Raw genomic sequence first — 22,571 nt, forward strand, 5'->3', positions numbered from 1 at the left:
CATGACCACCACCGACACCACCGGCTTCCTCGCCCGTCTGGTCCCCGCCGATCCGCTGCGCAGGAGGCTGATCGCGATCCGCCTCGCGGGCGCCATCGGCAAGGGCGTGTTCATCAGCGGCAGCGTCGTCTACTTCACCCTGCACGTCGGGTTGTCCGCGACTCAGGTCGGCCTCGGCCTGTCCGCGGCGGGCTTCGCCGGGTTGATCTCGACCGTCGTGTTCGGCATGGTCGCCGACCGGGTGCGCAAGCGGACCCTGCTGTTCGTGCTGTTCGCCGCGGTCGCGGTCGGCTTCGGCCTCTACTCCCAAGTGGACGGTCCGATCGGGTTCTACCTCCTGGTGGTGCTGATCGCCCTGCTCGACTACGGGATCGGGCCGACGGAGAACGCGCTGGTGGCCACCCTCATCCCCGACGGGGAGCGGGTCCGGCTCAACGCGGTGATGCGCTCGGTGTTCAACATCGGCTTCAGCCTGGGCATCGGCGTCGCCGCGGTCGCCGCGGTCAGCGACCGGCTGCTGGTGCTGATCCCGATCGGCTCGGCGATCCTGCTCGGCCTCGCCGCCGCGCTGGTCACCCGGTTGCCCGAGGGCGCCCCGGCCCCCTCGACCAGCAGGCCCAGGTACTTCACCGCGGTGCGCGACCTGCGCTTCCTCGGCGTGGTGGGGGTGTCCTCGGTCCTGGCCTCGCACATCACCGTGCTCATGGTCGTGCTGCCGCTGTGGGCGCTCAACCGCACCTCGGTGCCGCCGTTCCTGGTCCCGCTGCTGCTGGTGATCAACACCGCCTTCGTGATCCTGTTCCAGGTGCGGGCCAGCCGCGGCGCCGAGACGGTGGCGGGTGCGGCGGCGACGGGCAGGCGGGCCGGGCTGTGGTTGGCGGCGGGCTGCGCCGCGGTGTCGCTCACCGCGTTCACCGGCAACCTGGCGCTGGTCGTGGCCGCGATCGTGCTGACCGTGCTGTGCCTCTCGGTCGCCGAGGTGATGCAGTCCGCCTCGGCCTGGGGCCTGGCCTTCGGGTTGGCCCCGGAGAACGCCCAGGGCGAGTACCTCGGCGCGTTCGACCTGCACATCACCACGCAGAACATCGCCGGACCGGTGCTGCTGTCCGGTTTGGTTATCTCACAGGGCTTCTGGGGCTGGGCGGGGATCACCGCGGTGGTGCTCGCCGCGTCCCTGCTCATCGTCCCGGTCTCCCGACGCGCCGACGCCGCGATGGCCGCGCGCGCCGAGTCGGGAGAGGTAGCGGAAAGGAGGGGAACGGCATGACCCGAACCGGTCGCGCCTCATTCGCACAAGAACGCTTCTACTTCCTCAACGAACTCCAACCCGGCAACCCCGCTTACGTCCTGGCTTTCGCCTTGCGCATAACGGGTTCCCTCGACCGGGATGCCCTCGCCCGTGCGGTGCGCGGCGTTGTCGCCAAACACGAGGCACTGCGCACCGGGTTCGCGCTGGTGGACGGCGAACTGGCCCAGGTGGTGTCCGATGTCGCCGAGCCGGAGATCACGGTGCTCGAGCACCCGCTCGTCGACCAGGACACCCAGGACCGGCAGTTGCAGGACCTGGTCGCCGCCGAGGCCACCCGGCCGTTCACCCTGGACACCGGGCCGGTGCTGCGCGCCTGGATCACGTCCTGGGACGCCGAGCAGCACGCGCTGGTGGTGCTGGTGCACCACATCGCCTGCGACGGCTGGGCGGTCGGTCTGCTCCTCGACGACATCGCCCAGGGCTACAACACCGGCGGGTGCGGCGCGCCCGAGATGTCTTATGTGGACTACGCGGAGAGCCAGCGGTCCATGTGGCCCAACAGCGCGAAGCGGCTGGCCCACTGGCGGGAGACGATGGCCGGGGCGCCGCTGCTGGCCTTGCGCACCGACCACCCGCGACCCAGCGTGCTCAGCTACCAGGGCTCGGTGCTGCGGCGCCCGGTCGACCCGGAGTTGGTGCGCCGGCTCACCGAGTGGGCGAAAGAACGCGGGACGACGCTGTTCGCCGTCGCCCTCACCGCGTACGCCTGGGTGCTGTCGCGGTACGCGCGCCAGCCCGAGGTGGTGATCGGCGTCCCGGTCGCCAACCGGCTGGACGAGGCCGAGGAACGCCTCGTCGGCTGCCTGGTCAACACCCTGCCGATCCGGGTCGAGGTGTCCGGTGGGCCCAACTTCGCCGACCTGGTCACCAAGACCTGGCGCACGGCGCTGACCGCGTTCGGCAACCAGGACGTGCCGTTCGAGCAGATCGTGCAGGTGGTCGGCGAGCAGCGCCAGCTCAGCCACGCCCCGCTGTTCCAGACCTCGCTGACGGTGCAGAACTTCACCTTCACCGTGCCCGAGTTCACCGGGCTGCGGGTCGTGGAGGTGGACGTCGAGATCGAGGCGGCCAAGTTCGACGTCGGGATGAGCCTGGACGTCTCCACGGACTCGCCGTTCCTGCGCGCCGAGTTCAGCACCGAGCTGTTCGACGAGGCGACCGTCGCGGGCATGCTGGCCCATTACCACACCCTGCTCACCTCCATCGTGGAACCAGTGTCTGATGTGGACAGCGAGCCGACGATGGTCGACGACCGGGAGCGCCGGCTGCTGCTGGAGGGCTGGAACCCGCCGATCCCGGACGAGCCGCTCGAGCACCCCTCCGTCCTGCGCCTGTTCCGCGACAACGCCGCCCGATCACCCGACGCGCCCGCGCTGCGGCACCGCGACGAGCAGGTCTCCTACCGCGAGCTCGACGACTGGTCCACCCGGATCGCCGCCGCGCTGGCCGAGGCGGGCGTGCTCAAGGGCAGCCGGGTCGGCCTGCTGCTGGGTCGGTCGCCCGCGGTGATCGCCGCGATCCTCGGTGTGTGGAAGGCGGGCGGCGCCTACGTCCCGCTCGACCCCGAGTACCCCGAACAGCGCTTGGGCATGATCGTGGACAGCGCCCAGCCGAGCACCGTGCTCGCGGAGGCCGACACCGCCGACCTGGCCCGGCGGTTGGCCCACGGCGTCACCGTGCTCGACGCGCGCACCGCGAACGGCACCGCCGCGATCCAGACCACCTACCCCGAGCCCGACGACCTCGCCTACGTCTTCTACACCTCCGGCTCGACCGGGGTTCCCAAGGGGGTGAAGGTCGGGCACCGCGGCCTGAACGCACTCTGCGATCCCAGTCCCGCTGGCCTCGACGTCGACGAGACCGACCACTGGCTGGGCGCGCACTCGTTCTCCTTCGACGTGTCCATCTGGGAGATCTGGGGCGCACTCACCTCCGGCGGCCGCCTGGTCATCGCCGACCACGCGGACCTGGTCGACCCGCGGCGGCTGGCCCGGATGGTCCACGCCGAGGGGATCACCGTCCTCAGCCTGACCCCGGGCCTGCTCTACCGCGTCCTCCCACCGCTGCAAGAGACACCCGACCCATCCCGGATCCGTTACGTGGCGCTGTGCGGCGAGGCGTTGAGCTGGTCCCGAGTGGCCGGTCTGGTCGACCCGGAGCGGCTGCCCGCGGTGTTCGCCAACGTCTACGGGATCACCGAGGGCACGATCTACAACACCATCGTCGAGGCCCCCGCGGCCGAACTGCACAAGGTCCGCGATGGCGACATCGGCGTCCCGCTGCCGTCGAACCGCTGCTACGTCCTCGACGAGAACCTCGAACCGGTCGGCGTCAACGTGCCCGGCGAGCTCTACCTGAGCGGCGAGGGGATCGCGCACGGGTACGTCGGGATGCCCGACCTCACCGCCGCGCGGTTCACCGACGACCCCTACAGCCCCGGAACCCTTTACCGCACCGGGGACATCGTGAAGTGGTCGCCCGAGGGCACGCTGATCTACTTCGGACGGGAAGACACCCAGGTCAAGGTGCGCGGCCACCGGGTCGAGCTCGCCGACGTGGAGGCGGCCTTCCTCCGGCAACCCGGCGTGCGGTCCTGCGTCGCGGTCGTCGAGGCCGACGACTTGGTCGTCTTCCTCTGCGGCGACGCGGGCGCGCTCGACGAACGGGCGCTGCGCACAGCGGTGCGTGATGAGGTCCCCGGCTACATGGTGCCATCACGGATGCACGCCGTCGCCCAGATCTCGTTGAACGCCAACGGGAAGGTCGACACCCGCAGACTCCTCGCCGAGGCCACCGTCAGCATCCCGGCGCCCCGGACCACCGAGCGCCCGCAACGCGACCAGCTCTCCGCGCGGATCCGGCAGATCTGGGCCGACGTGCTGGGCAAACCCGACCTCGAGGCCACCGACAGCTTCTTCGACGTCGGCGGCAACAGCTTCGCGCTGATCACCGTGCAGCAGCGGATGGCCGAGGCGGGCCTGGAGATCTCGGTGACCGACCTGTTCCGGTTCAGCACGGTCGCGGCGTGCGCGGCGCACCTGCGGCAGAGCGACGACACCGTTGTGGACGACCGGCTGGCGCAACGCAAGCGCGGCCGTGACCAACTCGCCCGACGCAGGCGAGCGATCAGAGGAGGAGAACGTGGCTGACCAGCAGGACGACCTCGACCAGGACCGCATCGCCATCGTCGGCATGGGCATCCGGCTGCCGGGTGCCGGGCGCGACCTCGACCGCTTCTGGCACAACATCGAGAACGGCGTGGAGGCGATGAGCTTCTTCAGCCGCGAGGAGCTGTCGAGCTGGGGCGTGCCCGACGAGGTCATCGACCACCCCAACTTCGTGCCCGCCCGCTCGGTGCTCGACGACTACGACCGCTTCGACGGGCACCTGTTCGGCTACTCACCGCAGGACTCCGTGCTGATGGACCCCCAGCAGCGGGTGCTGCTGGAGTGCGCGTGGGGTGCCCTGGAGCACGCCGGGTACCCGCCGATCGCGCCGGACGGCAACCGCATCGCGATCCACGTCGGCACCGGCCTGAACGTGTACCTGCTGGACATCCTGTGGCCCAACACCCGCGCGGTGAAGTCGGCGGGCGGGTTGGGGATCCTGATCTCCAGCGACAAGGACTTCGCCGCCACCCGCATCGCCTACAAGCTCAACCTGCAGGGCACCGCGTTCTCGGTGCAGACCGCGTGCTCGACCTCGCTGGTCGCCGTCCACCTCGCGGTGCAGAGCCTGCTCACCTACGAGGCCGACATCGCGCTGGCCGGTGCGGCCTCGGTCGGACCGCCCACCAGGCGCGGGCACTTCCACGAGCCCGGCGGCATCTTCTCCCCGGACGGCCGCTGCCGCACCTTCGACAACTCCGCGGCGGGCACGGTCGACGCCGACGGCGCGGGCATCGTGGTGCTCAAGCGCTACGCCGACGCCGTGCGCGACAACGACACCATCCACGCCGTCATCGTCGGCACCGCCGCGATCAACGACGGCGCCCGCAAAGCCGGGTTCACCGCCCCCGGCCCGGCCGGTCAGGCCACCGCCATCCGGGCCGCGCAGGCCGTCGGCGGCATCGACCCGGACACCATCGGGCTCGTCGAGACGCACGGCACCGGGACCGTGCTCGGCGACCCGATCGAGGTCTCCGCGCTGCGCGAGGTGTTCGGCGCCGACCGGGGCGACAAGCCCGCCTGCGCCCTCGGCGCGCTCAAGTCGATCATGGGTCACCTGGACACCGCGGCCGGGGTGGTCGGCGTGATCAAGACCGTGCTCGCCATGAAGCACCGGACCATCCCGCCGGTCGCCCGGTTCACCGAGGCCAACCCGGCGCTCGAACTGGACAAGTCGGTGTTCTACGTGCCCAAGACCGCTGTGGAGTGGCCGGAGATCGACGGCACCCGCCGCGCCGGGGTCAGCTCCTTCGGCATCGGCGGCACCAACACCCACGTCGTGCTCGAACAGGCCCCGCCCAACCCCAACCCGGGCAAGCAGGCGCGCCCGATCAGCGAGTTGCTGCTGGTCTCGGCCAAGACCGAGCCGGTCGCCACCGAGAGCCTCGCCCGGGTGGACGAGCACCTGCGCCGGGTCGAGCCGGAGGAGCTCGCCGACCTGGCGTTCACCCTGCGCACCGGCCGCGCCGAACTGCCCTGGCGCGGGTACGTGGTCCGCACCCCGGACGAGGACTTCAAACCGCTGCGGCCGGTCCGCAAGTCCAGCGCCCAGAACGCCGAGCGCGGGGTCGGCTACTTCCTCACCGGCGTCGGGCGGCTGCCCGGCAGCGCCCACACCTACAACGTCGACCCGTCGTTCCGCGAGATCATCGACCAGGGCTACGCCGACCTGCGCGGCCTCGGCGACGACTTCGACCTGGAGACCCGCGAGCGGGTCGGCCGGTTCTCCGTCGCGGTCGCCTGGGTCGACGCGCTGCGCCGCCGCGGCGTGCACCCCGTGGTGCTCGTCGGCCAGGGCGCCGGAGCGGTCGCCGCCGCGTGCGTGGCGGGTGTCCTGTCGTTCAGCGACGGGGTCCGCCTCGCGGCCCGCCACCCCGCGACCGGCATCGTGCTCGCCCCGCCCGAGACCGCGTTGTACACGGCCGACGGGACCCCGGTCACCGACGACGAGGCCACCGACATCGCCTACTGGGCGGCCCGGTTCGACGAGCCGACCGTCGACTTCGCCGTCCCCACGACCGTGCAGGACCCAGCCGCGTGGCTGGAGATCGGGACCCAGGTCGCCCCGCACGCCGGCGTTGACGCCCCGGCGATGTCCAACGGCTACGACCGGCTGCTCAGCTCCGTCGGCCTGCTCTGGGAGCTGGGCATCGGCGGCCCGTGGGACCCCGTGTTCGACCACGGCCGCCGTCGGGTCCCCGCGCCCGGCTACCCGTTCGCCCCCACCCGGCACTACCTGGACATCCCCGCCACCGCTAAGGAAAGGCACCTGTGATGAGCGACCAGTCGTGGACCACCGAGTTCGCCCAGCTGTGGAAAGAGGTCCTCGGGGTCGAGGCCGTGCACGAGCAGGACGACTTCTTCGACCTCGGCGGGCACTCGCTCAGCGCGCTGCGGCTGAGCACCCTGATCCGCCAAGAGCTCAACTTAGCCGTGCTGCTGCAGCACGTGCTCGACAACCCGCGCTACGGCGATCTGCTGGCCATCGCCGGTGCGGTGTCGCCGGAGCGGGTCGAGGTGGCCCAGGGCGAGCACCGATGACCACCCCGCATGAAGGATTCACGGACTGGACGGCGCTGGCCGCCGAGGTGCTCGGCGTCCCGGCGGCCGAGGTCGAGGAACGTGCCCGCTGGGAGTCCTTCACCGCGCTGGGCGGCACGTCCCTGCAGGCGATCGAGCTGACCGCGCGCGGTCAGCGGTCGTTGGGCGAGGACGTGGACGTGGCGCGGCTGCTCTCGGCGGTTCCCCTGGCACAGGCCCTGTCCGGCGCCCGCGAGTTCACGCCCACGGTTCCCGACCCCGTCGAGGGCCTCGCGCACCGGGAGTTGTTGCCCGGTCAGAAGGCGATGCTCGCGGCGCACCTGGCGGGGCGCGACCAGCCGTACCACCTGATGTTCACGGTGCGCCCGCCGATCGCGTTGACCGTGCAGCGGACGCGGATCGTGCTCCAGGCGCTCACCGCCCGGCACGAGTCGTTGCGCACCATGTTCACCGAGGACGGTCCGGCGGTGCGCCGGATCGTCCTCCCGGTCACGCACACGCCTCGGTTGCTGCTGCAGTCCTTGCCCGCGGGCTCGGACCCGGTTGAGGCCGTGCACGGGCTCTACGGCACGCGGGGGCCGGAGTTGTTGCGCCCCTTCGAGCAGCCGCCGGTCGTGTTCGTCCACACCCGTGTCGGCGGTGAAGGTGGTGATGTCCTCGTGACGGTGCTCGTCCACCACGCGCTGATCGACGGGTGGGGTGTTGGTGTGCTCTGGCGCGATTTCGCCCGGCTGTGTGCGGGTGAGGCTTTGGGTGAGGGCCCGTCGCCGGAGTGGATCGCCGCGCGGTTGGCTTCCCGGGAGGCGTCCGGGGACTTGGAATCGGCGTTGGCCCAGGTGGTCGAGCGGTTGGAACAAGCGCCGTTGGTGGCCGAGTTGCCGACCGACGCGCGTCGGGTCGACGAGGCCGACGGGCACGGGGCGCGTCTGGTGTTCCAGCCTGCCCCGGCTGTGGTCGAGGGGGTGAACCGGCTCGCGCGCGAGTGCCAGGCAACGGTGACGTCGGTGCTGTTGTCGGCGTGGGCACTCGCCGTGGCGCGTCGGCTCGGCGTGGCGGACCTGGTGCTCGGGGTGCCCGCCGCGGGCAGGCCGGAGGCGGGGATGGCCGACCTCGTCGGGTTGTGCACCCGGATCGTCCCGGTGCGGTGCCGGATCGACGAGGGCCGCACGGCCGGGGAGTTCGTGCGAGCCACAGCGGGCGCGGTCGCCGACGCCGTCGCCTACGCGGACCTGCCGTTCGCACGGGTGGTCGCCGCGCTGGCCGACACGGTGGACGCGACCCGCAACCCGGTGGCGCAGATCGGGTTCGCCGCGCACCACGAGCTGGTCCCGGACGAGTTCGACTCGGGCGGGACGTGGCGGGTGCACGAGGGCCACTGCCACGGTTCGGTGTTCGACGCGCTGCTGTTCGTGCAGTCGTGGTCGGCGCGGCCGCGGCTGGCCATCGAGTACGCGACTTCGGCGCAGACTGCCGCGGACATCGGTGAGCTGGTCGAGTCGTTCCAGGCCGTGGTCGAGGAGTTGGCCACGCGGCCGGGTGCTCGCCTGGCCGACCTTGGTGGGCTCTCCGCCGGTCAACGGGCTCTGGTGGCCGAACTCGGCGTCGGCGCGAGCTTCGAGCCGGGCCGGGACGACCTGTGGAGCCGGTTCGAGGCCCAGGTCGCCCGGCGCCCGGACGCGGTGGCCGTGGTCGACGGCGCGCTCACGCTGACCTACCGGGAGCTCAAGGCGCACGCGTTGGCGCAGGCCGACCTGTTGCGGGAGTGCGGGGTCCGGGCGGGCGACCGGGTGATCCTCGAAGTGCCGCGGTCGGCGGCCGAAGCCGTTGCGGTGATGGGGATCCTGAGTGCGCGGGCGACCTATGTCGCGGTGGACAGCTCGGCCCCGCCGGGGTGGCGCCAGCAGATCGTGGCGGCGGTGTCACCCGCCGCCCGGATCGGCGGGGACGCGACCTTCGCGGGAATCGCGCAGTGCTCGCTGGCGGACCTGGGGCAGGTGCGTGGCGACCTGAGCGATGAGCGGCCAGACCTGGAACCGGCGGCCGCCTACATCTCCTTCACCTCGGGCACCACCGGCGTCCCGAAGGGGGTGGTCGTCCCGCACGGTGCCGTACTACGGCTCGCCGACGACCGGGAAATGTTCGCTGACCCGGAAGGCGCGCGGGTCCTTCGCTTGTCCCCGTTGGCCTTCGACGCGTCTACTTTGGAACTCCTGGTGCCGTTGGTGAACGGCATGGCTGTCGCGGTGTACCCGCCGGGAGAGCCGACGCCGAACGGTTTGGCCGAGTTCCTGCGGTCGGCGTCGGTGAGTCACGCCTGGCTCACCTCGGGTCTGTTCCACATCGTCGCTGACCACCAGCCAGCCGCGTTCTCCGGGCTGCGCCAGGTGTTCACCGGCGGGGGAGTGGTGTCGGCCGTGCACGTGCGCCGGGTGCTGGACCGGTGCCCGGGACTGCGCGTCACCAACGGGTACGGCCCCACGGAGAACACCACGTTCACCGCTGTGTTCCACGTGGACGGACCCGATGAGGTGCTGGATCCGTTGCCGATCGGCCGCCCGGTGCGTGGCACCGGTGTGTGGGTGGTCGACGAGCACGACCGGCTCGTCCCGCCCGGCGCGGTCGGTGAGCTGCGGACCACCGGGTGGGGCCTGGCCGACGAGTACGTCGGTGACCCCGCCCGGACCGCGGCGGCCTTCACCGAGCGCGCCGGGAACCGGGAGTACCGCACCGGTGACCTCGTCCGCTGGGGTGCCGACGGTGCCCTGCGGTTCCTGGGTCGCGCCGACCGGCAGGTCAAGATCGCCGGGCACCGGGTGGAGTTGGTCGACGTCGAGCGCCGGATCAAGCTGCGGCCCGGTGTGCTGGACGCGGTCGTGTTCCTCGCAGGCGAACGGCTGTGCGCGGCGCTCAGGGCGGACGCGGACGCCGTGGCCGAGGTCCGGGCCGCGGTCGAACCGGAGTTGGCCTCCTACCAGCGGCCGCAACGGTGGTTCGCGGTGGGGGAGTTCCCGTTGGACCGCAACGGGAAGGTCGATCTCCGCGCGTTGGCCGAACTCGCGGTCCCGACCGTCGCGACCGCACCGGTCACCGCGGGCCCGGTGCCGGACCTGGAGGAGTTGATCTGCGGCGCGTGGGTCGAGGTGCTCGGCACCGAGGACTTCGACCTCGAGGAGGCGTTCTTCGACGTCGGCGGTGACTCGCTGACCCTCGCGCTGGTCCGGCGGCGGTTGCAGGAACAGCTCGGTGGGCGGCGGATCTCGCTGACCGACCTCTACCGGTTCCCCACGGTGCGGACCTTGGCGACGCACCTGCGAACAGTGATGACGGGGGTGGCCTGATGGATCCGGAGATCGCGGTCGTCGGCATGGCGGGGCGGTTCCCGGGTGCGGTCGACCTGGACGAGTACTGGTCGACCATCGTCGCGGGCCGGGTGGGCCTCACCAGGATGACCCGCGATGACCTGCTCGCGGCCGGGGTGTCGGGGGACGTGGTCGACGCGCCGTCGTACGTCCCGGTCCGGGGCGTGCTCACCGACCCGGAGTACTTCGACTCCGAGTTCTTCGGCATCCCACCGCGGGAAGCCGACATCATGGACCCGCAGCACCGGCTGCTGCTGCAGACCGCCTGGGACGCCCTGGAATCAGGCGGCCTGACCACCAACCAGGCATTCGGTCGAGTCGGCGTGTTCGCGGGCGCCGGTTATAACTACTACCTGCAGCAACAGGTTCTGGCCCGACCCGACATCGTCAGCGCGCACGGACTGCTCTCCATCGTGCTGGGCAACGAGAAGGACCACCTGGCAACCAGGATCGCCTACCGGCTCGGCCTGCACGGCCCGGCCATCACCGTCCAAACGGGATGCTCGACGTCCCTGGTCGCGGTGCACCTGGCGTGCCAGAGCCTGCGCGCCGGGGACACCGATGTCGCCCTGGCGGGCGGGGTCTACACGGCGTTCCCGCGGCTGTCGGGCTACGTCTACGAACCGAAGGGGATCATGTCGCCGGACGGGTCGTGCAGGCCGTTCGACACGACCGCCAACGGGACCGTCCCCGGCAGCGGCGTCGGCGTGGTCGCCCTCAAGCGCCTGGCCGACGCCCGCCGCGACGGGGACCTGGTGCACGCGGTGATCTCCGGCTCGGCGATCAACAATGACGGCGCCGGGAAGGTCGGCTACACCGCCCCCGGGGTCGCGGGCCAGATCGACGTGCTGACCAGGGCCTACGAGTCCGCCGGGGTCGATCCCGGCACGGTCGGCTACCTGGAGGCGCACGGGACCGCGACCGAGGTCGGCGACGCCATCGAGTTGGCCGCGCTCGGTGAGGTGTTCACCGGGACGGCGACCTGCTCGCTCGGCTCGGTCAAGGCCAACATCGGGCACGCGTCGGCCGCCGCCGGGGTCGCGGGGCTGATCAAGGTCGTGCTGGCGTTGCGCGAGCGGCGGATCCCCCCGCTCGCCGGGCTCAAGGAACCTCGCGAGGAGCTGCGCGGCTCCCCGTTCACAGTGGACGGTGTGGCCCGGGACTGGGTCGCCGGTGCGCAGCCGCGGCGGGCGGCGGTGAGCTCGTTCGGGCTCGGCGGCACCAACGTGCACATGGTTGTGTCCGAAGCGGAACCAGTCGAATCCACCACCGCGCCGGGATCGGGCGTGGTTGTCGTGTCCGCGCGCACCGAGGAGGCACTGCGCGCGGCCGCCGAGCGCCTCGCCGCGCACCTGCGCGGTAAGCCCGAACTCGCGCTCCCGGACGTCGCGTTCACCTCGCAGGAGCACCGCCGCCACTTCACCCACCGCATAGCGGTCGCGGCCTCGGACGCGGCGGGGGCGGCAGAGGCGCTCGACGTCGCCCGTGGTCACACGGTCCAGCGTCGGCCGAACGTCGTGTTCCTGTTCCCCGGCCAAGGCGCGGAGGCCCCCGGCATGGCCGAGTGGCCCTACCGGCACTACCCGTCCTTCGCGGCGGACATCGACGAGGGCTGCGCGCACCTGCGCGACCTCCTCGGCCTCGACCTGCGTGACCTGCTGGTCGGCCGCGACGAGCACGGGCTCATCCACCGCACCGATGTCACGCAACCGGCACTGGTGCTGCACGAGTACGCCCTGGGGCGGTTGTTGCGATCCTGGGGCGTCCGACCGGCCGCCCTGATCGGCCACTCCGTCGGCGAGTTCGCCGCCGCCTGCCTCGCCGGGGAGCTGACCCTGGCCGACACGATGCGCCTGGTGGTCGAGCGCGGCGCGCTGATGCAGCGGGCACCCGAGGGCGGCATGGTCGTCGTGCTCGCCCCGGAGCCCGTGGTGCGCGACCACCTCGCCGACCTCGACGGCCTGGGCATCGCGTCGGTGAACGCCCCCGAGGTGGTCGTGGTGTCCGGCTCGACCGACGCGCTGGCGGTGCTGCGCGAGCGGCTCACCGGCGCGGGCGTGACCCACCGCGTGCTGCCCGCCCAGCGCGCGTTCCACTCGTGGATGATGGCCGAGGCCGCCACCGGGCTCGACGCGGTGGCCGCGACCGTCGAGCAGCACGCGTCCTCGGTCGAGGTGATCAGCAGCGTGACCGGGCAGGTGCTGCCCAAGGGCGGACGCCGCCCGAGCGGGTACTGGGCCGAGCAGCTGCGCAGCCCGGTGCGCTACCAGGACGCGATCGAGACGGCCGCGGGCCTGGGGCGGGTGGTGTTCGTCGAGGTCGGCCCCGGGACCGGGCTGATCGGCAGCGCCCGGCAGATTCCCGCGGCACGGGAGGCGGCCACGGTCGCGGTCCAACCCCGCCGCGGCGACCTCCTCAGCGGCGCGGGCGGGCTGTGGTCGGCGGGGATCGACCTCGACTGGTCCGCCGTGCGGGTCGCGGACGGGGTCCAGGTCCCGCTGCCGACGTACCCGTTCACCAGGACCCGGCACTGGCTCGACAGCGCGCCCCAGCCCCACCCAGCCCAGCCCGACCCGGTGCCGGTGGAGCCTGTCGTGACCGACGCCCCGGGATCGGTGCTGGGGCAGGTCATCGACCTGTGGCGCTCGATGCTCGGCGTGGCGACCATCGAGGCGGGCTCGGACTTCTTCACCCTCGGCGGCGAGTCGCTGCTGTTCCTGCGGATGATCTCCCAGGTCCAGCGCAGGTTCGGCGTGTCGGTGGAGATCGCCGAGCTCGCGGCGGCGCCGACCCCGGCGGCGATCGCGGCCCAGGTGGAGCGGGCGTGAACCCCCTCGACCCCCGGCCGGTGCACGAGCTCATCTGCCGCCAGGCCGAGCGCACCCCGGACGCGGTGGCCGTGCGCGACGGCGACACCGTCCTGACCTACCGGGAGCTGCTCGACGCCGCCGCGGCCGTCGCCGGGCAGCTCGCGGGCGAGGGAATCGGCCCCGGTGCGGTCGTGGGGTTGTGCGTGCAGCGCAGCGCGCGGCTGGTTGCCACGGTGCTGGGAGTCCTGCTGTCCGGGGCGGCGTACCTGCCCGTCGACCCGGCGCACCCACCGCACCGGGTGGCCGCGATGCTGGCCTCGGCCCAGGCGAGCCTGCTGCTGGTCGACGGGAAGTCGCCGCTGCCCGACGATCACCCCGTCCCGGTCCGGTCGATCGACGAGCACAACGGTGCCCCGGCGCCGCGGTGGCGGGGCTACGTCGCCGGACCCGAGGTCGTGTGCTGCGTCATCTTCACCTCCGGGTCCACCGGCGAACCCAAGGGCGTGGAGATCACCCACCGCGCCCTGGCGATCCGGCTGGTCGGGATGCTCGACGAGCACCAGGTCGACTCCAGCGACGTCCTGCTGCAGAAGGCCCCGTACACCTTCGACGTGTCGATGTGGGAACTCCTGCTCGGTTTCCTCGCGGGCGCCACCCTCGTCGTCGCCCCACCGGAGGCGCACCGCGACCCCGAGGCGCTGGTGGAGTTGATCGTGCGGCACGGGGTGACCGTGGTGCACTTCGTCCCGTCGATGCTCGCCCTGTTCGTCACCGAGCCGGGGTTCGAGCGCTGCCGGTCGCTGCGGATGGTCCTTTGTGGAGGGGAGCCGCTGCCGCCGCGCCTGGTGAACACCCTGGGAGCCGCGCTGCCCGCGGTGACCGCGTACAACATGTACGGCCCGGCCGAGGCGACCATCGACGTGACCGCCTGGAAGTGCAGGCGCCCCGAACCCGGCGCCACCGTCCCCATCGGCCACCCCCTGCGCGGCGTCCACGCCCACGTCGTCGACGAACACGACCGACCGGCGGCCTCCGGTGAACTCCTGCTGGCGGGCGACTGCCTGGCCAGGGGCTACGCCGGTCGCCCCGACCTCACCGCGGACCGCTTCGCCGAGGTCCCCGGCATCGGCCGCGCCTACCGCACCGGCGACCTGGTCCGGCGCGCACCGGAGGGGCACCTGGAGTACCTCGGCCGGATCGACACCCAGGTGAAGATCCGCGGCCAACGCGTGGAACTGGGCGAGGTCGAGTCCACCCTGCGCACCCACCCCGCCGTGCACGACGCCGTCGTCGCGTTGCGGGACGGCCGCTCCCTGGTCGGGTACGTCGTGCTGGAGGCAGGCGCCGCCCTCGACGAGCCCGCTCTGCGCGGACACCTGGCCGAGCGCCTCCCCGAGTACATGGTGCCGACCCGGGTCGTGGGGCTGGCCGCGATCCCGACGACCGCGCACGGCAAGGCGGACCGGGCCGCCCTGCCCGCACCACCCAGGAGGCGGTGACGGGGTGGTGCGCGGCCGGTCCCGGTGACCGGGGTAACGGTCCGCGCGGATCGAGCGACGTGATCATCACTACCGCGAGAGGCGAGGAGTAGCAGGTGACCTACCAGGGACCGCCCACCGGCGGGCAGCACCAGCAGCCCGAACCGTCCGCGAAGATCGCCATCAACACGCACGGCCTGCTCGGCGTGGTCCTGATCCTGGTCGCGGTGGGGATCGCGATCTCCAAGCACTGGGACGTCCCCTGGCTGTACTTCCTGGTGGGCATCGTGGGGTACGCGGGCGCGGTGCTGTTCCTGACCTTCCAGATCAGCCAGTCGGAGCGGCCGGTCCGGGTCCACCCGCCCGGGTACCGGTTCACGCTGCTGCGCTGCCAGTACGGCGCGCACCTGACCTTCCTGTTCCTCATCGGCGGGCTGCTGCTGCCCTTCGACGGGTTCTGGCTGGGGGTGGCGATCTTCATCGCCTCCCTCGCCGCGGGGATGGCCATCCCGTTCCTGTTGGTGCGCCAGCGCTAACCCCACCGGATTGACGTTCGCCGCGACCCCCATCTGCCGTGTTCCGGGCAGGTGGGGGTCGCGGCGTGCGCGTGGATAGCCGCAGCTAGAACCCACTTCGCCGTGCCTATGAGGGGTCTTCTAGACGATCTATAGGGACCGGCGTCCGATCTGGAGGGAGGTTGCAGGTCGATCTCCCATCCTTATCTCGCAGGGGCATCCGTTCGGTGCCCGGGATAGGGAAAGCGAGGATCCCCATGGGCAGCACGCGTGCGGTCCGCACCGCCGTGCCGGTGGCCGTCTTGGGCGCTTTGACGTTCTTCGGCACCGTGCACGCGGGGGCCGACCCCGTGGCTGAGCCGGGGGAGGGCCGCGCCGAGGTGCTGGCCCGCGCGCGGGCGTGGGTGGACCGGGGCGTGCCCTACGGGATCAACGACTTCACCGACGGCTACCGCCGCGACAGCTCCGGGTTCATCGCCATGGCCTGGTCCCTGCCCGACAACCCCACCACCCGCACCCTGCCCGAGCACGGCGTCCGCATCGACAGGGACCAGCTCCAGCCCGGTGACATCCTGCTGTGGACCAGCCCCGACCCCCGCGCCCCCGGCCACGCCCGACTCTTCGGCGGCTGGAAGGACCCGGCGCACACCGTGTACTGGGTGTTCGAGGAAACCGCTCCCCAGGCCCGCTACCACGAGTACACCTGGGCCGACACCGCCCCGGCGTTCGTCCCCTACCGCAGCGACGCCTTCCCCGGCGGCCCGGCCACCACCGACCCCACCACGCCCACTCCCGCCCCGCCTACCTCTCCCACCCTGCCCACCCCGCCTACCCCGGTCGTGCCCGCCCCGACCACAACCGACACACCCGCCCCGACCAGCCCCGCCGTCACACCCGCCACAACGCCTCCCGTGATCACCACAACCGAGGCGACGAACGACGAAGGGGTGTCCCGCGAACGGAACACCCCTGGCCACGCCTAGAGAATCACATCCGGTCCGTCACAGCGCCCCCGGCGGCACGACCTCCACCTTCGCCCGCGGCCCGACCTCCACCGCGGCGCGAGAACGCCGACGCAGACCGGGAAGCACCGCCAGCAGCACCAACGTCGCCGCGGCCGTGTACGCCACCGCCATCGTCAGGCTCATGCTCAGCGGGGTGGTCCCGCCCAGCGACACCAGAGGCGCCACCAGCGGTCCGACGGCGAACGACGTGGTGCCCAGCAACGCGGCCGCCGTGCCCGCGCGTTCACCGTGGTCCGCCAGCGCCAGCGCCGACCCGTTCCCCTGGGTCACCCCGCCCACCAGCATCAGCAACGCCAACGCGATCAGCAGCGGCACCAGCCCGCCGCCCACCAGCACGGTCACCAGCATCGCCACCGCGGCCAAGGCCGTGACGACCGTCCCGACCGTGTACATCCGCTCCGGGCCGGCGCGCCGCACCACCACCCGGTTGATCTGCGCGCCGATGATCGACATCACCGCGTTCGCCGCGAAGCAGACGCTGAACCACTGCGGCGACAGGGAGAAGCTCTCCTGCAGCACGAAGCTGATCGAGGCGAGGTAGGTGAAGAACGCGACCCCGCCGCAGGCGCCGACGACGAGGAAGCCCAGGAACAGCTTGTCCCGCAACACCACGCCGAACTGGCGGCCGCTGCCCTTGGCGTGCCTCGCCTCGGGCGACAGGCTCTCCGGCAGCGACGTCCACGCCAGGACGAACAGCGCGACGCCGATCCCGGCCAGCACCGCGAAGATGCCGCGCCAGCCCATGAACGGCGCCAGCTGCCCGCCCACGACCGGGGCGACGATCGGGGCTATCGCGCCCACCATGGTCAGCATCGCCAGCAACCGCACCAGGTCCACGCCCTGGGTCAGGTCCCTGGCCACGGCGAGGGCGATCACGATCCCCGCCGAACCGCACAGGCCCTGGAAGAACCGGGCCGCCAGCAGCAGTTCGATCGACGGCGTCACCGCGCACACCAGCGACAGCACCGCGAACAGCGCCACCCCGACCAGCAGCGGCTTGCGCCTGCCGAACCGGTCGCTGAGCGGGCCCACCGCGAGCTGGCCCAGCGCCAGCCCCAGCATGCACGCCGACATCGTCGCCTGTGCCAGGCTCTCGCTGGTGCCGAGGTCGGTGGCGAGCTGGGGCAGCGTGGGCATGTAGAGGTCCATCGAGATGGGCCCGAACATCTCGAGCAGGCCCAGCACGACGGCCACGCGGCGCAGGCTCACGGGGACCGCAGGATCCGCCGCAGCCACGACAGCCGGGTCGCCTCGGCCGTGCGCGACACCTCCGCGTCGGGGGAGAAGCCGGAGAAGCCGTGGTACCCGCCCGCCCACACGTGCAGCTCGGCGTCGCCGCCGGTGGCCCAGATCCGCAGCGCGTACTCGGTCGCCTCGTCGCGGAAGATCTCCGCCGCGCCCACGTCGATGAACGCGGGCGGCAACCCGGACAGGTCGGCCATCCGCGCCGGGACCTGGTACGGGGACGCCTGGTCGGTGAACCGCAGCTCACCCAGGATGGCGTCCCACGCGGTGTCGTTGTTGTTGCGGTCCCAAGCGCCCAGCCCGTCGTACTGCCGGGTGGACACGCTCTCGTTGCGGTCGTCGAGCATCGGGCACAGCAGCACCTGCCCGGCGATGTGCGGGCCGCCGCGGTCGCGCGCCAGCAGCGAGACCCCCGCGGAGAGGCCACCACCGGCGCTCGCCCCGGTCACCACGATCCGCGTCGGGTCGACACCCAGTTCCTCGGCGTGCTCGGCGAGCCACACCAGGCCCGCGTAGCAGTCCTCGACCGCGGCGGGCGCGGGGTGCTCCGGGGCGAGCCGGTACTCGACCGACACGCCGACCGCGCCGAAGCGCAGCGCGTCCTCGATCAGCCCGTCGACCCCGAAGAACCGGTTGCCCAGGACCATCCCGCCGCCGTGGATGCAGTAGAAGGCGGGCGCGTTCGGCGCCAGCTCGCGCGGGCGCACGATGGTCAGCACGATGTCGGGGGCACCGTCGGGGCCGGGCACGGTGCGGTCCTCGACGTCGACCGGGCGGTCGCCGACGATCTGCTCGAGCGGCGGGACGATGGTCGCGAAGTGGTCGCGGTTGACCAGGATCGTGTCGGCGCGCAGCGGGATCCGCTCGACCAGGTCGAGGAACATCGCCAGCCCCGGCTCGAGCTCGGGGTCGTAGGGCACCGGAGCCACGGGTTCGTACGTGCTCATTTCGCCTCCAGACCCAGCACCCGGCGGAACCACGAGTCGCGGGTCGCGAGCGCGGCCTGGCTCACCGGCCAGTCCGGGACGTACATGTCGAACCCGTGGAACGCGCCGCTCCACACGTGCAGCTCCGCCTGCCCGCCCACCGCCCAGATCCGCAGCGCGTACTGGGTGTCCTCGTCGCGGAACGGCTCCGCGCTGCCCACCTCGATGAACGCGGGCGGCAGCCCGGAGAGGTCGGTCGCGCGGGTCGGCGCCGCGTACGGCGAGACGGCGTCGGTGCCGACCGCGTCGCCCAGCAGCGACTGCCAGCCCGCCAGGTTCGACTCGCGGGTCCAGGTGCCGATGCCCTGGTACTGGTGGCTGGCGACGGTGGTGTTGGTGTCGTCGATCATCGGGCACAGCAGCAGCTGACCGGCGAGCGCGGGACCACCCCGGTCCCGGGCCAGCAGCGCGACACCGGCGGAGAGGCCGCCGCCCGCGCTGCCGCCCATGACCACGATCCGGTCCGGGTCGACGTGCAGCTCGGCCGCGTTGTCGGCCATCCACACCAGCCCGGCGTAGCAGTCCTCCACCGGGGCCGGGTGCGGGTGCTCGGGGGCCAGCCGGTACTCGACGTTGACCGCCACGACCCCCAGCTCCAGCACCAGGGCCAGCAACCGGGGCACGTCCATGTTGCGGTGGCCGACCATCATGCCGCCGCCGTGGATGTTGTAGAGGCCGGGCACCCGCCCGGTGACCCCGCGCGGGGAGATGATCGTGATCTCCAGGTCCGGGGCGCCCTCCGGACCGGGGATCAGCCGTTCGACGACCTCGACCGGGGCGTCGCCGACCGCCTCGGCGGCGGGCGGGAACATCGCGGCCATGCCCGCGCGCATCGCCGGGATCGTTTCCGGGGTGAACGGCGGGGCGTCCGGCATGACGATCTGGGCGAGCGCGGGCTCGATGTCCGGGTCGAACGGGACGGGTGTGGGGGACACGGCGGGCTCCTGGTGGAGAGGGGGTTGCGGGGGCGGGTGGGGCGGATCAGGGACCTTCGGGGTTGACCACGTCGCGGTCGACCCAGAACGGCTCGACCAGCTCGCGCAGCTGCTGCGCGCCGACCTTCTCGACCAGCTCGACCGCGGCGAGGTTGTCCTCGAGCTGGCTCTGCTTGGTCGCGCCGAACAGCGTGGTGATGTTGGCCGGGTGGGTGAGGGTGAACGCGACGGCGAGGCGGGCCGCGCTGGTGCCCAGCCCGGCGGCGACCTCGGCGACGGCGGCCGCGTTGGCCTTGATCCGCTCCTGCACGCCGCCGGGGTCGCGGCCGATCTCGCGGCCGGTGGTGGACCCGGCGAGCAGGCCGCCCTCGAGCACGTCGGAGGACTGCATGGTGAACCCGTCGGCGAACAGCGCGGCGAAGGGCGCGCCGTCGGGGATGCTGCGCCGACCGATGCTGTACTTCAGCTGCGCGATGGCGGGCCCGTCGACGCCGCGCTCGGCGGCGATCTCCTGCAGCCGCCGGATGTTCGTGGCGGACCAGTTGTTGACCCCCCACGCCCGGATCTTCCCGGCGCTCCGCAGGGCCGCGAGGTCCTCGACGAGGTCCTCCAGCACGATGTCGTCGCGCCGGATGTCGCCCAGGATGACCAGGTCGGCCACGTCGAAGCCGCCGCGCAGGAACGCGTTGTCCAGCTGCGGGCCGAACCCGTTCTCGCCGAAGCCCTCCAGCCACAGCTTCGCCGACACGAGGTACTCCTCGCGCGGGATGCCCGAGGCCCGCATGAGCGCGCTCCAGATGACATCGGTGAACACCGGCGTCATGCCGGGCACGCTGTAGACGCCGACGTCGAACAGGTTGACGCCCGCGGCGACGGCCGTGCGGATCATCGCGACCGCGTCGGCGAAGTCCATCCGGTCGTAGGTGTGCCACGAGCCGAGCGAGAGCTGCGAGATCTCCAGGTCGGTCGTACCCAGGCGGCGGCGGGGGAGAGTGGACACAGTGCTCCTCAGGTGTCTTGGGTCTTCTGGCTGGGTGGGGCAGCGGTCAGCGCGGGGAACGCGGCCCCGCCCGCGCGGGGCGGGGCGTCGGTGGCCGACTACGGCAGCCGGGGGTCGATGACGGCCTTGACCTCGTCGAGGCGGTGCATCGCGGCGAGCCGCTCGGAGGCGGCGGAGAGCCCGACCGGGGCGCCGAACAGCTCGTCCCACGGGAACCGGTCGCCGAACGCGCCGAAGAACTCGATGGCCCGGTGGTAGTCGGAGATGTCGCCGTTGAGCGAGCCGGAGATGGTGAGCTCCTTGCCCATCACGGTGCCCAGCGGCAGCGGGGCGGAGGTGGGGCCGGTGCTGCCGACGATGACGACCTGCCCGCGCTGCGCGGCCATCGCCACGGCCTCGGGGCCGACGGTGGGGGCGCCCGCGAAGTCGAGCACCAGGTCGGCGCCGCGGCCGTCGGTCAGCTCGCGGACCCGCTCGATGATGCCCTCGGAGCCCGCCGCGATGTCGACCACCGCGCTGGCGCCGAAGCGCCCGGCCAGGCTGAGCCGGGACTCGGGGGCGCCGACGGTGATGACCTGCGCGGCGCCGGAGATGTGCGCGACGGCGGTGGCGAAGATGCCGAGCGCGCCGGAACCCTGCACCACCACGCGCTTTCCGGTGAGTCCACCGACGTAGGTGAACGCGCGCAGGACGGTCTTGGCCGCGCAGCCCGCCATCGCCGCCCAGGTGCTCGGGACGGACTCGGGCAGCAGCAGCTTCGCCGCGCGCGGCACCACATAGGCGTACTCGCACAGGCCCGCGGTCGCGTACGGGGCGACGTCGGAGCGCTGCAGGAAGCCGTACCCGCGGCGCGAACACGCGACGGGTTCGCGCAGCACCACGCAGCCGTGGCACTCGCCGCAGGTGGATTCCGACCAGCCGATCCGGGCGCCGACCTCGATCTCGCGGCCGAGCGCGTCCTTGGTGCCCGCGCCGACGGCGACGACCTCGCCGACCATCTCGTGGCCGAGCACCATCGGCAGCATGCCGGGGAAGCTCATCTTCCCCGACCAGATCTCCACGTCCGTGCCGCAGAGCGTGGCGCAGCTGACCCGCACCAGCGCCGCGCCCGGCTCCACCTCGGTGGGCAGCGGGAGTTCGGTCAGGCTCAGCGGCTGGCCGTGCTCGGTCAGCACCGCCGCGCGGGTGGAGGTGGGGACGGTCATCGTGGTCCTTCCGGTGGCGGTACTGGGGACCCGGCGCGGCGGGTGGGCGGCGCTGGTTCCCGTTAGTCTACGACTGTTGACTAAAATGTCGAGACTGCCGCCACACCCGCGCGCCGGGCGCGGGCTCAGACGAGCAGTTGGCCGCCGTCCACCGGCAGGCTGGTGCCGGTGATGTGCGCGGCGGACTCCCCGGCCAGGAACACCACGGCCGCCGCGACCTGGGCGACCGGTGCCAGCTGCCGCAGCGGGATCCGCTCCAGCCACGCCTGGCGGGCGGGGGAGCCCTCGGGCAGGCCCATGGCCAGCATCGGGGTGAGCACCGGGCCGGGGGCCACGGCGTTGACGCGGATGCCGTGCTCGGCCAGTTCGATGGCGGCCCAGCGGGTCAGCGCGTCCACCGCGGCCTTGCTGCTCTCGTAGCCGCCCATGCCCGGGGTGGGCTGGCGGCCGCCGATGGAGGACAGGTTCACCACCGCGCCGCCGGTGCCGCGCTCGACCATCCCGCGCGCGACCAGTTGTGTCATCAGGAAGGTGCCGTGCACGTTGGTGTTGAGGATGCGCAGCATGTCCGCGCCCGCGAGCTCGAGCAGGCGCCCGTGCACGGTGAGCAGGCCAGCGTTGTTGACCAGGACGTCGACCGGGCCGACCGCCTCGAGCGCGCCGGTGATGGAGTCCTCGTCGGTGATGTCGAGCTCGACCCAGCGGGTGCCCAGCTCGGCGGCGGCCTCCTGGGCCCCGGCGATGTCGGTGAGCACGACGTCGTCGCCGAGCGCGGTGAAGGCGGCGGCGATCGCGCGACCGATCCCACCCGCCCCTCCGGTGATCAGAACAGTGCGGGCAGCGGGCATCGTCAATCCCCCAAGTGGGCAGTTGTCAGCCGGTCAGTATACGAGCGTAGAAAAACGATTGGTCCGACCACAAGGGGCGCCGACGCTACGCAAGGTTGCGGTTCGGTGTCGGAAGCGCTTCGCCGCCGTGACCCTCGGGACGTATGCC

General features: G+C 72.3%; 15 protein-coding genes. 9 read left to right on the forward strand and 6 right to left on the reverse strand.

All coding sequences use genetic code 11. The annotated features are described in order from the left end of the window. Position 1 precedes the first annotated feature (1 nt). The 9 genes from LV75_RS20200 (at position 2) to LV75_RS20240 (ending at position 16,162) form a co-directional block, all read left to right on the forward strand. On the forward strand, positions 2-1,267 hold the full coding sequence (locus LV75_RS20200) for an MFS transporter (protein WP_253888504.1): 1,266 nt from the start codon (positions 2-4) through the stop codon (positions 1,265-1,267). After that, positions 1,264-4,458: a non-ribosomal peptide synthetase gene (locus LV75_RS20205; protein ID WP_253888505.1), complete on the forward strand. Its 3,195-nt coding sequence runs from the start codon at positions 1,264-1,266 to the stop codon at positions 4,456-4,458. Before LV75_RS20200 ends, LV75_RS20205 begins: the two co-directional genes overlap by 4 nt. Beyond that, on the forward strand, positions 4,451-6,751 hold the full coding sequence (locus tag LV75_RS20210; RefSeq protein ID WP_253888506.1) for a type I polyketide synthase: 2,301 nt from the start codon (positions 4,451-4,453) through the stop codon (positions 6,749-6,751). The genes LV75_RS20205 and LV75_RS20210 overlap by 8 nt, the downstream gene beginning before the upstream one ends. Then, positions 6,751-7,017 carry a phosphopantetheine-binding protein gene (locus tag LV75_RS20215; RefSeq protein WP_253888507.1) on the forward strand — a complete coding sequence of 89 codons (267 nt, stop codon included), beginning with the start codon at positions 6,751-6,753 and terminating at the stop codon, positions 7,015-7,017. The genes LV75_RS20210 and LV75_RS20215 overlap by 1 nt, the downstream gene beginning before the upstream one ends. Further along, complete coding sequence (locus tag LV75_RS20220; RefSeq protein WP_253888508.1) at positions 7,014-10,355, forward strand: non-ribosomal peptide synthetase; 3,342 nt, start codon at positions 7,014-7,016, stop codon at positions 10,353-10,355. Before LV75_RS20215 ends, LV75_RS20220 begins: the two co-directional genes overlap by 4 nt. Then, on the forward strand, positions 10,355-13,204 hold the full coding sequence (locus tag LV75_RS20225; RefSeq protein ID WP_253888509.1) for a type I polyketide synthase: 2,850 nt from the start codon (positions 10,355-10,357) through the stop codon (positions 13,202-13,204). Before LV75_RS20220 ends, LV75_RS20225 begins: the two co-directional genes overlap by 1 nt. Further along, positions 13,201-14,685, forward strand: coding sequence for an amino acid adenylation domain-containing protein (locus LV75_RS20230; RefSeq protein WP_253888510.1), 1,485 nt, complete (start codon positions 13,201-13,203; stop codon positions 14,683-14,685). The genes LV75_RS20225 and LV75_RS20230 overlap by 4 nt, the downstream gene beginning before the upstream one ends. Before the next feature lie 95 nt (positions 14,686-14,780). After that, positions 14,781-15,200, forward strand: a complete 420-nt coding sequence (locus LV75_RS20235; protein ID WP_253888511.1) for a hypothetical protein — start codon at positions 14,781-14,783, stop codon at positions 15,198-15,200. Positions 15,201-15,436: 236 nt separating this feature from the next. Continuing rightward, on the forward strand, positions 15,437-16,162 hold the full coding sequence (locus LV75_RS20240; protein WP_253888512.1) for an NlpC/P60 family protein: 726 nt from the start codon (positions 15,437-15,439) through the stop codon (positions 16,160-16,162). Between the two features lie 18 nt (positions 16,163-16,180). On the opposite strand, the gene LV75_RS20245 is transcribed toward LV75_RS20240, so the two are convergent. The 6 genes from LV75_RS20245 to LV75_RS20270 form a co-directional block, all read right to left on the reverse strand. Further along, positions 16,181-17,413, reverse strand: a complete 1,233-nt coding sequence (locus tag LV75_RS20245; protein ID WP_308211012.1) for a multidrug effflux MFS transporter — start codon at positions 17,411-17,413, stop codon at positions 16,181-16,183. Beyond that, positions 17,410-18,396 carry an alpha/beta hydrolase gene (locus LV75_RS20250; protein WP_253888513.1) on the reverse strand — a complete coding sequence of 329 codons (987 nt, stop codon included), beginning with the start codon at positions 18,394-18,396 and terminating at the stop codon, positions 17,410-17,412. Before LV75_RS20250 ends, LV75_RS20245 begins: the two co-directional genes overlap by 4 nt. Beyond that, complete coding sequence (locus LV75_RS20255; RefSeq protein ID WP_253888514.1) at positions 18,393-19,370, reverse strand: alpha/beta hydrolase; 978 nt, start codon at positions 19,368-19,370, stop codon at positions 18,393-18,395. The genes LV75_RS20250 and LV75_RS20255 overlap by 4 nt, the downstream gene beginning before the upstream one ends. 46 nt (positions 19,371-19,416) lie before the next feature. Beyond that, complete coding sequence (locus LV75_RS20260) at positions 19,417-20,370, reverse strand: aldo/keto reductase (RefSeq protein ID WP_253888515.1); 954 nt, start codon at positions 20,368-20,370, stop codon at positions 19,417-19,419. A gap of 98 nt (positions 20,371-20,468) precedes the next feature. Then, entirely contained in the window at positions 20,469-21,575 is a 1,107-nt protein-coding gene (locus LV75_RS20265; RefSeq protein ID WP_253888516.1) for a zinc-binding dehydrogenase, read from the reverse strand. A 125-nt stretch (positions 21,576-21,700) separates the two neighbouring features. After that, entirely contained in the window at positions 21,701-22,423 is a 723-nt protein-coding gene (locus LV75_RS20270; RefSeq protein WP_253888517.1) for an SDR family NAD(P)-dependent oxidoreductase, read from the reverse strand. Between the last annotated feature and the right edge of the window lie 148 nt (positions 22,424-22,571).

It is taken from the genome of Actinokineospora diospyrosa (genome assembly GCF_024171925.1).
In the GTDB taxonomy this organism is placed as follows: domain Bacteria; phylum Actinomycetota; class Actinomycetes; order Mycobacteriales; family Pseudonocardiaceae; genus Actinokineospora; species Actinokineospora diospyrosa.

Bases quoted from the DNA above. Each gene is read 5' to 3' on its own strand.
- LV75_RS20200 (WP_253888504.1), top strand. From the start codon at position 2: ATGACCACCACCGACACCACCGGCTTCCTCGCCCGTCTGGTCCCCGCC.
- LV75_RS20205 (WP_253888505.1), top strand. From the start codon at position 1,264: ATGACCCGAACCGGTCGCGCCTCATTCGCACAAGAACGCTTCTACTTC.
- LV75_RS20215 (WP_253888507.1), top strand. From the start codon at position 6,751: ATGAGCGACCAGTCGTGGACCACCGAGTTCGCCCAGCTGTGGAAAGAG.
- LV75_RS20220 (WP_253888508.1), top strand. From the start codon at position 7,014: ATGACCACCCCGCATGAAGGATTCACGGACTGGACGGCGCTGGCCGCC.
- LV75_RS20225 (WP_253888509.1), top strand. From the start codon at position 10,355: ATGGATCCGGAGATCGCGGTCGTCGGCATGGCGGGGCGGTTCCCGGGT.
- LV75_RS20240 (WP_253888512.1), top strand. From the start codon at position 15,437: ATGGGCAGCACGCGTGCGGTCCGCACCGCCGTGCCGGTGGCCGTCTTG.
- LV75_RS20250 (WP_253888513.1), bottom strand. From the start codon at position 18,396: ATGAGCACGTACGAACCCGTGGCTCCGGTGCCCTACGACCCCGAGCTC.
- LV75_RS20265 (WP_253888516.1), bottom strand. From the start codon at position 21,575: ATGACCGTCCCCACCTCCACCCGCGCGGCGGTGCTGACCGAGCACGGC.
- LV75_RS20270 (WP_253888517.1), bottom strand. From the start codon at position 22,423: ATGCCCGCTGCCCGCACTGTTCTGATCACCGGAGGGGCGGGTGGGATC.